This is a genomic window from Methanomicrobium sp. (assembly GCF_055145805.1).
The window spans coordinates 21,553-32,695 of sequence record NZ_JBSREC010000089.1 but is presented as its reverse complement, the minus strand read 5'-3'; the positions used below and the strand labels follow the sequence as shown (position 1 = coordinate 32,695).

The window sequence follows — 11,143 nt, the reverse complement described above, 5'->3', positions numbered from 1 at the left end:
AGACCTGGATCTTGTTGAGTATGAATTTTCACCGTTCAGTGTTGGTGAGAATATCCATACCCTTGGTATCGATAAGAAAAATTTCAGTCTAAAACCGGATAAAAACCCGGTAGAGGTAAAAGTTCCGGCAAGAATACACCTGACAGTTCTTGACATGAACCGTTTTTCACCTGACAGACCCGGAGGAGGCGGAATAGGTTTTGCAATTCAGATTTATACAACCGCAGTTGTTGAATGCACTGGTTCTAAAACCGAGATTGACTTTTCAAGAGAGCCTATCATAAAGCATTTTACAGAAGTTTTCAGAAAGGTTACAGGATATTCCGGCGGGTTTAAAATCTGTGTCAGAGACCATGAAAAAAAGCATGTCGGCTTTGGATCAACAGGGTCTGTCATGCTTGCAGTAGGACATGCCATGAACAAAGCTTTGGGAAGTCCCCTGTCTTTTGAAGAAATAAGGCTCCTTATAGGACATAATTACGTTGAAGAGACAACAGACGGAGGGATCATCGGCGGATTTGAAACAGGAGTCGGGCCTGCTGCGGCAACCTACGGGGGAATGGCCATAATGGGCGATGAACTGACACTAGTTCATCACCACAGTTTTGCGGAAGAAAAAAATGTTTATATCATAATTCCCCCGACCGAGGCAAACGCTGCAGGAGATGAAGAGTTTAAACTTCTGATGAACAGGGCGAGAACTCTTGATTACAGGGACAGAGAGCTCAAGGCATACATGGTTTTAATGGACTTAATTCCTGCACTGCATAATAACGACTTAAAAAGAGCAGGCGACATCATATGGGAGATAGATTTCAGGGGCTCAAAACGGGCCGAAGTTGAGCACAACTCATTTGAGATCTATTACTATATGGGTAAATTAAAAGCTGCAGGTCTTGAATTTGTCGGGATGAGCTCGGTCGGCCCTTCAATTGCAGTAATAACCGGAAAAGAAAGAAAAGAGGTTTTGGGAATAATAAAAGATGCAGGTCTTGAGATTGCACTGGAGACAAAAGTTGACAACACAGGTATCAGGTTTATCTCCTGAACCTTTTTTTAAATTACGGTCACGCTTTTTGCAAGATTTCTCGGCTTGTCAATATCCCTTCCCAGAAGGACAGCAGTTTTGTATGCAAGGAGCTGAAGAATAACAGTCGCCGTTATTATCTCACATATCCGGGATGATTTGGGGAGCGGAATATACAGATCACAGATCTCTTCAAGATCAATGTCTCCTGCCGAACCGATTCCTATTACAGGCGCCCCCCTTGCCTTGATCTCTTTTATATTAGACATCATCACAGGATATGATTCATCTGCGGTGCACACCGCTATTACCGGCGTATCTTCAGAAAGAAGAGAGAAAGGCCCGTGCTTTAACTCTCCTGCAGGGTAGCCTTCGGCATGAATATATGTTATCTCCTTCATCTTCAGTGCACCCTCCAGAGATACCGGATAGAATACACCTCTTCCGATAAAGAAAAGGCTGTTTGCATCCTTGCAAATCCGGGCCGCAGGTTCGGCATCAAAAAGTAGTGCCTCTTCCATGACAGGATGTATGCCAAAAAAATCATCCTCAGGACTATCCTCGCACAGAAGGGAGACTATCCTTAATAAAACAGCAACCTGCGCAATAAAAGATTTTGTAGCCGCAACACTGATCTCGGGACCTGCCCGGGTATAGAGCACATTTTCAGCTATCCTTGTAACCGAGCTTCCCAATACATTTGTTATAGCAAAAGTTGTGCAGTCATCAGATTTTGCAGACTTTAAAGCCGCAAGTGTGTCCGCAGTCTCTCCCGACTGTGTAACCGCAATCATTACAGAGTCACGGCAGGGAGTGAAATTTAAAAATTCCGAGGCAATCTCAACCCTTACCGGAATTTTGCAGTATTTCTCCATCATATAGCGGAATATCATTCCGGCATGATACGAAGACCCGCATGCAACAACGGTAATAAGGGAGGCATTTTTAAGTTTCAAAACTGCATTTTCATCAATTTCAGAGTTAAAACTGTTGAAGAAGACATCAGGCTGCTCGAATATCTCCTTTTGCATGAAATGATCAAAACCGCCTTTCTTCGCTGATTCAAAATCCCATTCGACAAGCTCGGGAAGTCTTTTGACAATTTTCTGATCGTTATAGATAGTGACACCAAGGTCCCTTAAATCTGCAACATCGCCGTCTTCCAAAAATACTATCTTCTGGGTGTATTCCAAAACAGGCGTCATATCAGACGATGCAAACATCTCGCCGTCACCCTCCCCCAGTACAAGGGGGCTTTGGTTTCTGGCCGCAATTATCCGGTTTTCACTGCCGCAGACTGCAAGAAATGCATAAGCTCCTTTCAGATGAGAAACGGCAGAAAAGACTGCATCCAATAAATCCCCTTTGTAATATTTCTCAATAAGATGGGCAATTACCTCACTGTCAGTATCCGACCTGAATATATGCCCTTCTTTTGTAAGAGAACGTCTGAGATCAACATAATTTTCTATAATTCCGTTGTGAACAATTGCAATATTACCACTGCAGTCAGTATGGGGATGGGCATTGATGTCATTTGGAACACCGTGAGTTGCCCACCTGGTATGACCTATCCCGGTTTTGCCGGAGAGCAGGGATACGTCTTTTCCGGACTCGGATATTCTTCCCTGCTTTTTTGTAATATTCACACAGTTATCTGCTGTTGCAATACCAAATGAGTCATAACCACGGTACTCAAGTCTCTTTAAACCCTCAACAACAACAGGTGCTGCATTCCGCCTTCCGATATAACCGACAATTCCACACATTGTATCACTTATCTGACAATTGTATTATCGGGCAGATTACCCTCTATTACCCTGCCCTCCTCAATTGAGGACATGTTCCCGACCACACAGTGTTTATATACGGTATAGGGAGCAGAGCAGGTTCCTTCGCCTATTACAGCACCAAAATTCCCTTTCACAACACCTCCTTCGGACTCAATAAGATATCTTCCCGAAACTGTGGAAGTATGATCAGCAATATTTGCACCTTCACCAATTACCGAATCCTTAATTCTGGAATGTGAACCAATTGTGACATCATCCATAATAAGAGAATTTTCCAGATATGAGAACGGCTCGATTTTAACCCTTGAACCAACAGATGTCCCCGGCATTATGCACGTGTGAGGACCGACATATGAGTCCTGCCCGATTACAACAGGGCCTTTGATAACAGCAAACGGACTGATAACAGTCCCCCTGCCAACTGAAACCCTGCCTGAAACAACACTGTTGCGGCTGATTTCACCTGAAACATAATTTTCAACTGATTCCAGCGTCAGTTTATTCATCATTAAAAGATCCCAGGGGTAAACAGCATCATGCCATCCGGACGCAGGGATTGCCTTTATTTTAAGTCCCCTTTTTGCCATCAGAACAATTATATCAGGAATCTGGCACTGAACAGGGTAGTCAAAAAAGTCTCTGGTGAGAGAAAATATTCCTGTACTGACAGTCATATCTCCCGATACATCAGGTTTTTCGACTATCCCTTTTACAAAGCCGCCATCTATATCCACAACCCCGTAATTGGAAGGATAGGGGTGCTTTGCAACAAGCATCGCATTTTTCTCACATTTAATCCGTGATACTGACTCGGAATCGATGTAATTATCACCGGGAAGGAGAAGAAAATCGCCAGTAATAAGATTCCCCGCACTTCTTAATGCATCGGCAGCACCAAGCTGCTTTTTCTGAACGGCAACCTTAATATCAATATCTAGTCCGTTTAGATATCGTATCAGCTGCTCGCGCCTGTATCCGGCAACCACAATTATATCGCGAATCCCGTTTTCCACAAGTGATTCAATAACGTAGTCAATTATTGGCCGGTTTGCCACAGGAATCATCACTTTTGGCTGACTCCTTGTAAGAGGCCTTAGCCTGTACCCCTCGCCGCCTGCAAGAATAACTGCCTGCATATTAAATTTCACCTTCCAATCTTTGCATCATCATCTACATTCCCCTCAATATATGAACCGGGCGCTGCTGCGACCCCGCTTCCAATTATAGTTCCGGTGTTCACAGAACAGTTTATGCCAAGCTGCACACAATCACCTACAACCGCACCGAATTTCCGCCTCTTTGTGTCCCTTCCGGAGACTTTCACATTCTTTCTGTCATGACGGAGATTTGCAATCTTTGTTCCGGCACCGAAGTTGCATCCCGAGCCTATAACGCTGTCGCCCACATAATTGAAATGCGGTATTTTCGTATCACTGAACACAACTGAATTTTTTATCTCAACAGAATGACCGATATGGCATCCGTCACCGATTGCAGTGCAGCCTCTGATATATGCATGCGGGCCGACAACACAATTGTCCCCTATCATACAGGGGCCTTCGATATATGTCCCTGATTTTATGATGCTTCCTTTCCCCAGAACAAGAGGCCCTTTAATAAAGATACCTTCCTCAACTGTGCCGGATATGTCATCTGAAAAAAACTGCATCAGAGACTCGTTTGCATCCAGAAGATTCCACGGCTCTCCAATATCACACCATGAAGAGAGAAGACATGATGAAAGTCTCCTTTCTGAAATGTAACCTAAAAGAGCATCGGTAAGCTCATATTCTCCTCTTTCGGAAAGGGAAAGACCTTTTATTATTTCAAATATCTCCGCATCAAACAGATATATTCCGGCATTTATGATATTTCCCGGAGGGTTTTTTGACTTTTCCAAAAGACCTGTAACAATATTTCCTTCAGATGTTATAACCCCGAAATCCTCGGGATGACTGCTCTCAAATGTCCCGACACATGGTGCCGTCTGCGAGCTGAAATTTTTTATATCTTCATTTTTCAGTATCATATCCCCGTTTAAAAGGAGGAATCTGCCGGTTACAAGACCTTCTGCTGCCAGAAGTGCATCGGCTGTACCCATCTGACGTCTCTGTGTTGTATATTTTATTCTTATTCCAAATTTTGAGCCGTCACCGAAATGATCTCTTATCTCCTGTTCATGATAACCCACAACAAAAACAAAATCAAGAGTCCCGGTATCACGGACTGCAAGGATAAGATGTTCAAGCATGGGCCTGTTTGCCACAGGAAGCATCACTTTGGGTTTTGATGCTGTTAGAGGCCTCATCCTCTTCCCTTCCCCTGCGGCTAAAATAACACATTCCATTGTTAAAAGACCTCTATTCTGATTGTTTATATTTTTTCCCTGCTAATTTAAGAAGATTATACCCCTTCCCCTCCATCTGTTTAGCAGCCTCTTTTGTCTTTCCTTCAGCTGTAATTCTCACCTTGGGTTCAGTGCCGCTTGCCCTTATCAGACACCATCCATCTTCATCTTCAATTCTTATGCCATCTGTCGGAATTTTGGCACCGAGAATTTTTAAAACCTCTTTCGCATTTTTGCACATATATGAGCGTCTTAAAATCGGATAATCCGGCATCTCATCAATCAGACCTGATACTTTATTTTCGGCTGCGATACTGCAGAAAAGAGCTGCGGCATATATCCCGTCAGGGCACAGAGAGTGTTTTGGGAATAACCAGCTGCCTGAAGGCTCTCCGCCAAAATCACCCCAGGAAAGCAGCTCTTCAGAAACATATGAGTCCCCAACAGGCGTTCTGTGAACTTCTGCAATCTCCTCAATTGCCATTGATGCATCAGATGTCGTTACGACTTTCTTTGCCCCTGTATATTCAGAGAAGAGCATCAGCATATGATCCCCCCCGATGTAGCGGCCCTTATCATCAAACGCCATAAAACGGTCGGCATCACCATCATGAATGACAGCACCCTCAGAACCGGTCTTTATTACCATATTTCTGATATAGGGGAGATTTGTCTCAAGAGGCTCTGAAGGTCTCGGGAATCTACCGTTTACGTTGCAGTTTATGCAACGTGTTAAAACTCCGGCTGATTTTAAAAGCTTAGGGGTTATCATACTCCCGGCACCTCCGCCACAGTCCAGAACCATTTTTATCTCACGGCATATTGAGACTGAATCTAAAATTGCATCCATGTGAGGGGTGATTATATCCTCTGTTCTGATTTCGCCCTGAGATTTCCAGTCTGCATCTCTGCTGACGGATAGTGATTTCTCAATCTCACTCTGCTGCTTTTTTGTAAATGCAGAACCATCGGGATTTATCAGCTTTAATCCGTTGTACTCTTCAGGATTATGCGATGCAGTGATGCAGCATCCGGCATCCCTTTTTTTTGCAGCGTATGCAACTGTGGGAGTAGGAGCAATACCACCGTCGCATACATAGGCGCCCGAATAAAGGCAACCTGCCATAAAGGCGTTCTGAAGTATCTTACCGGTTGTTCTTGCATCCCGTCCAACAACTATTTTCCTGTCAGGCTCTGCCACCACAAGGCCGATATCCAGAGAGATAGAAAGAAGATCCTTATTGAATTTACGTCTGATTCCTGATGAACCAAAAAGCATGTTAAATCTTTTCTGTTTAATAGAAGATATAAATTGGTAAAAACTATTTCTCTAACCGGAAAATCAGTCAGTTTAAAAGAAGATTCGGCTAAAGATTCCGGATTTTAAAAGCGGAATTATCTTTTTCCATAAGGGCACCAGTGTTCAAGATTTTCCAACAGGCAGACTCCTGCTGTCGCAGGACCTGTAAAAATAAGCCTTTTAATCTCTCTGTACTTCTCAGTTATTGCAAGTTTTTCATCATCAAAAAGACCGTCACCTGATACAATTATTATATCCGCATCATCCGGGGTGTCAACAACACTTCCTTCTATTTTTTTAAAAAGCCCGGGGAGATTCCCGTTAAGATAGACTTTGCTTTCGCCGATCTCGTTTTTTAGTTCATTTAAGCAGTCAGCATGTGAACTTTCATCGCATGCTCTTGCAATTCTCATAAAACACATGAAATTTGAAAGGACATTTATTATCGCACATGCCGCAGTCCTCTGAACAGGCGTATTCAGGGACTTTCCATACATAAACGAGATCTTTGTTGCAACCTCAAGAGGATGAGAAGTTGCCAGCTCACAGTTTTTCCCACCGTATTCAACTGTAATACATTCACCTTCTACAAAAGGACAGGTTTTGCATTCAGGAGTTTTTTTCAGGGAAACAGTCCCGTGATCACAGCCGCTTCCCGAGATTTTATCCTCCAGTTTTTTTACAGCGTCAGTTATTATGCTCATTTTCTCACCATCATATCAGTTATTATATGAAACATTCATTTCATGAATTTTTTATATTTCTGAGAGTATCACCCTCGCAGGAGAGCCGTCAAGACCCTTCAGCCTGAGAGGAAGGGCAATGATTTTGTAGAGACCCTCATTTACAAGTGAGAGATCCAGGAGCTCAATGATTACAGTATTGTTCTCCAGAAGAATTTTGTGCACACTTCCATCGCCTGAAAAAGACTCTATAGACGGCGAATCGATTCCAAGAAGAAAGACACCCTGATCTTTTAAGTAATTCGCAGCCTCCGCTGTTAAGTGAGGATAGTTCTCCTCAAAAGTCTTCGTCCCCGAGTATGCAGTCTTTAAAATAATCCTTTTAGAACCCAGAAGTTTTCCTTTGAAATCATATCTTCCTATTGAGCCCTCTAAAGAAGTCAGATCAATAACCCTTGCTTCCCCCATCAAGACCCCGGGAGGAATCTTATCGACCGTCATTGCAGACTTCAGATAATGTGAAGGGGCATCAATATGAGTCCCGCTGTGAGTTGAAAATTTCACCTCAGAAACCCTGCATCCCTGAAAATCAAGGGTTTTTATCTCAATTTCAGGATCACCAGGATAAATTATCGTTTTTTCGGATAATTCACGGGTGATGTCGTAGAAGGCCATGTAATAAAAAGAAGTGTGTAATATTTAAAAACCTGACTCAGCTGCATCAATCGCCGCATCAATCTTTTTCTGGAGAGATTCCGGAAGGCCTTTTATTCTGACATCCAGGAAACCGCGGATGATTGTAGCCGTTGCCTCTTCCTCATCAAGACCTCTTGCCATTAAATACTCTATCTCATCTCTTGCAATCTTTCCGACAGCTGCTTCATGTGAGAGCTCTGTATTTGTAAGACGCCCTTCAATCTCGGGAACGGCATGGATAGTCCCGTCCTTTAATATAAGGCCTTTACATTCAATATGACCTTTAGTACCCGGCGCAGCACCGATTATATGAGAACGTGATACTGCCTCTCCGCCTGTTGTAATTAGGCGGGATATCAGCTCGGCACTTGCACCTTCGGCATTTAATATTGCCCGCTGGCCCATATCAAGCTCCGAACCTTTTTGGGCGACAACCATTGAGTTAAACCTTGCAACCGCATTTTTTCCAATGAGGTCTGCAACAGGATACATCTGAACATAGCCGACCGGATTCATGCTTACATAGTTTGAGAGGAATGTTCCGTTCTCTTCAACAACAGTTGCACTCCTTGGAAGGACCCTGATGTTCTCCCCCCAGGTGTGAATCATGGTATTGCTGACAAGTGCATCTTTTCCGACATATATCTCGGTTATGCCGTAATGGGTTCCCTTTTCCCTTCCGAGACTGCTTGTACACCCGGTTATCAGATGAAGCTCGGCACCCTCCTCTGCAATTATTATATTGTGAACAGTCTGTATCTCGGCATTCTGCATGAAAAGACAGGACTGAAGCGGAAAGATATTTTTGCTCCCCTTTCTTGCAATGACCACAAACCCGCGGGGACCTTCTGCATCCTCCCTGTCGGAAACAAACTGCGTGTATTCGTCCTTGTCACGCTTTACAAGATTCCAGACTTTATCTTCAAGCCAGTCATATTTTTTAAGCGCAATATCAATTGGAAGCATCTCTATGCCTTCAATCTTTGACGCAGAGTGGTGGATATGCTGATCTGTCTGAATAAAACTGCCTGATCTGTTCTCCTCATCGATCTCAATACCTGACATCTCAAGACGTTCTTTATCCTCTGCGGATATTGAAGTAATCAAATCTTCTGGCATCTTATGCACTCCATATATCCTTTTTCCTGTATTAACTTTAAAATCTCACGCGGGTTGCCGTGACACTTTATCTCGCCGTCGCAGAGCATGTGTCCGGCATCTGCCTCGATGTAATCAAGTATGTATCCGGTATGTGTTATAATAAGCCCGGATTTGTGACGATCCACAATATGCCTGTCTTTTTCCACAAGCTGTGCAATAGACTTCCCGATTAATGATATGTTTTCAAGATCCACACCACTTTCAGGTTCGTCAAGCATGACAAAATCCGGATTCTGAATCGAAAGTTGTAAGACCTCGCTTCTTTTGATCTCACCGCCTGAAAAACCGGCGTTTACATCCCTCTCAAGAAAGTCTGCCATATTCATCTGCGATGCAAACTTCCCGATATTTTCAGGCCTGCTTCCTGAAACAGCCGTTAAGAGTTTTCCAAGTTTGAGACCGGATATTGTAGGGGGACGCTGAAACATCATCCCCATGCCATATCTTGCCCTCTCATAAAGAGGAACGTCAGTAACATCACGGCCCTTGAAAATAATACTCCCATTGGTTATTTTATAACCGGAAAAACCCATTATGGAACGGAGAAGAGTGGTCTTTCCGGAACCGTTAGGGCCCATAAGAACATGCGTCTCTCCTTCCTCTATATTCAGATTCACATCATGGAGGACTTCTTTTCCCTCCACTTCAACATGAAGATCTTCAACTTTAAGCATATTATTTATACACCCCTTATATTTTCCTGATGTCTACATTTTTGATCATATTTGGTTATAGTGATGTCGGATTCTGCCGGCATGATTTTTGCTGAATTACTTATTTAAAATACACTTTCACACCACACGGATTACTGCATTATATGTGTGTGCCAGATTCGAAAATTATGTCAGATACATTCCAGAACATTGCAGAAAGAGCAGCGGGTGAGAGGCAGATTATAAGGAGAAGTCAGTTTTCAAAGGAGATTTTTTACTCAGGAAAGGCAGCAGAAAAAAATCTTTATCAGGGAAAGAAAAACAGCGAGATTATGATTATCTGTTAAAAAAGGGATTATTACGGATTTAAACACGGAATAAATACCGCGCAAGAGAATACAAAAAAAAGATGCTGATAAGAATAACAGCAGGAATTATAGATACACATATCAGAAATATTCTAAATTATTACAATGTTGTGAGTCTTCCCTCTCATCTTCCACCGATATTCTTTTGTTTATTATTCTCCATGACAAAAGAAGCTGAACCATATCAGATGCATTGACATATTTTTTGTCGGAAAATAATGAAAGAGGAGGTATTTTTATCTGATCTTCTATACCCTTTTCAAGTGATCTGACAACATCAAACTGAAATTCCCCGTCCAGTGAAAGTGCTCCCATTTTACGCCCGTATTTTTTCGTCTGCTCAAATCCAAAGCTGAAATTTTTGTCAGCCATTGAATTTATGGCAAAAATATTAAAATTCAGGTTGATATTTTTTACAGTTCTGTCAAGTTTTTCCTGATACAGAGTTACATTATATACATTTCTTGCATTCTGAACTCTTTTTCCATACAAAGAATCTGAAATGTCAATGACCGCATTTGCATAATATGTCTGCGGTTCAACATATTTTTTGTAATCAGCACTTCTTGCATTTAATTCAGCAATAACATCCCCTTTTTTATATCCTCTGTCAATAACATCCCGTTTTATCTTCCATTCATATTTTACAGAAGTCTCAGGATTTACAAACAATGTGAAATCTATAAGTTCCCTGAGACGGGGCGTTGAAAATGTGTGGAGCCCTTCAAGAATAATTATTTTTGACGGAGCAAAATTTACAGGGGAGTCAATATTTCCGGTTTCGTGATTATAAACAGGTTTTTGTATACTACTGCCACTTTTCAGAAGAGCAACATGCTCTTCAAGAAGTCCTAGATCATTTGCCTCTAAAGAGAGAGGAGTAATATTTTTCTTTTTCCTCTCATCCCGCCCGAGTGTGTGATAGTCATCAAGAGAAATTGTTGAAACAAGCTCTTCACCAAATATTTTTCGGATATAACCCGTAAAGGTTGTTTTACCTGAACCGGAATCACCTGCAACGCCTATTAGAAATATACATGGCGAATCAGAGATTACATCTCTGAAATTTCTGTTATAATTCATTTATACTCCTTAAATCTTATCTGAATACATCC

Annotated in this window: 11 protein-coding genes; 2 read left to right on the top strand and 9 right to left on the bottom strand. The window is 42.3% G+C overall.

The features are described 5' to 3' along the window. Positions 1–1,048: GHMP family kinase ATP-binding protein (locus ACTB1O_RS08270; RefSeq protein ID WP_462994664.1), on the top strand; the 1,048-nt coding region annotated here is incomplete at its 5' end. Positions 1,049–1,056: 8 nt separating this feature from the next. On the opposite strand, the gene glmS is transcribed toward ACTB1O_RS08270, so the two are convergent. The 8 genes from glmS to ACTB1O_RS08230 all read right to left on the bottom strand — a co-directional run bounded on the left by glmS (position 1,057) and on the right by ACTB1O_RS08230 (position 9,681). Further along, positions 1,057–2,796 carry a glutamine--fructose-6-phosphate transaminase (isomerizing) gene (gene glmS / locus ACTB1O_RS08265; RefSeq protein WP_462994663.1) on the bottom strand — a complete coding sequence of 580 codons (1,740 nt, stop codon included), beginning with the start codon at positions 2,794–2,796 and terminating at the stop codon, positions 1,057–1,059. Positions 2,797–2,804: 8 nt separating this feature from the next. Next, a complete protein-coding gene (locus ACTB1O_RS08260; RefSeq protein ID WP_462994662.1) occupies positions 2,805–3,956 on the bottom strand; it encodes a sugar phosphate nucleotidyltransferase in 1,152 nt (383 codons plus the stop codon). A gap of 8 nt (positions 3,957–3,964) precedes the next feature. Beyond that, a complete protein-coding gene (gene glmU, locus ACTB1O_RS08255; protein WP_462994661.1) occupies positions 3,965–5,167 on the bottom strand; it encodes a bifunctional sugar-1-phosphate nucleotidylyltransferase/acetyltransferase in 1,203 nt (400 codons plus the stop codon). 13 nt (positions 5,168–5,180) lie between these two features. Next, a complete protein-coding gene (locus ACTB1O_RS08250; RefSeq protein WP_462994660.1) occupies positions 5,181–6,446 on the bottom strand; it encodes a phosphopentomutase/phosphoglucosamine mutase in 1,266 nt (421 codons plus the stop codon). A gap of 116 nt (positions 6,447–6,562) precedes the next feature. Continuing rightward, positions 6,563–7,171, bottom strand: a complete 609-nt coding sequence (locus tag ACTB1O_RS08245; RefSeq protein ID WP_462994659.1) for a hypothetical protein — start codon at positions 7,169–7,171, stop codon at positions 6,563–6,565. Positions 7,172–7,222: 51 nt separating this feature from the next. Further along, the gene (locus ACTB1O_RS08240) at positions 7,223–7,825 is read right to left on the bottom strand and encodes a cyclase family protein (RefSeq protein WP_462994658.1); all 603 of its coding nucleotides are present in this window, start codon (positions 7,823–7,825) and stop codon (positions 7,223–7,225) included. A 24-nt stretch (positions 7,826–7,849) separates the two neighbouring features. Beyond that, a complete protein-coding gene (locus tag ACTB1O_RS08235) occupies positions 7,850–8,965 on the bottom strand; it encodes a SufD family Fe-S cluster assembly protein (protein WP_462994657.1) in 1,116 nt (371 codons plus the stop codon). Continuing rightward, a complete protein-coding gene (locus ACTB1O_RS08230) occupies positions 8,950–9,681 on the bottom strand; it encodes an ABC transporter ATP-binding protein (RefSeq protein ID WP_462994656.1) in 732 nt (243 codons plus the stop codon). Before ACTB1O_RS08230 ends, ACTB1O_RS08235 begins: the two co-directional genes overlap by 16 nt. A gap of 167 nt (positions 9,682–9,848) precedes the next feature. Between ACTB1O_RS08230 and ACTB1O_RS08225 the strand changes: the two genes are divergently transcribed. Further along, on the top strand, positions 9,849–10,007 hold the full coding sequence (locus tag ACTB1O_RS08225) for a hypothetical protein (RefSeq protein WP_462994655.1): 159 nt from the start codon (positions 9,849–9,851) through the stop codon (positions 10,005–10,007). A 102-nt stretch (positions 10,008–10,109) separates the two neighbouring features. Here ACTB1O_RS08225 and ACTB1O_RS08220 read toward each other — a convergent pair whose 3' ends face one another. After that, complete coding sequence (locus ACTB1O_RS08220) at positions 10,110–11,111, bottom strand: phosphoribulokinase (RefSeq protein WP_462994654.1); 1,002 nt, start codon at positions 11,109–11,111, stop codon at positions 10,110–10,112. Positions 11,112–11,143: the final 32 nt, after the last annotated feature.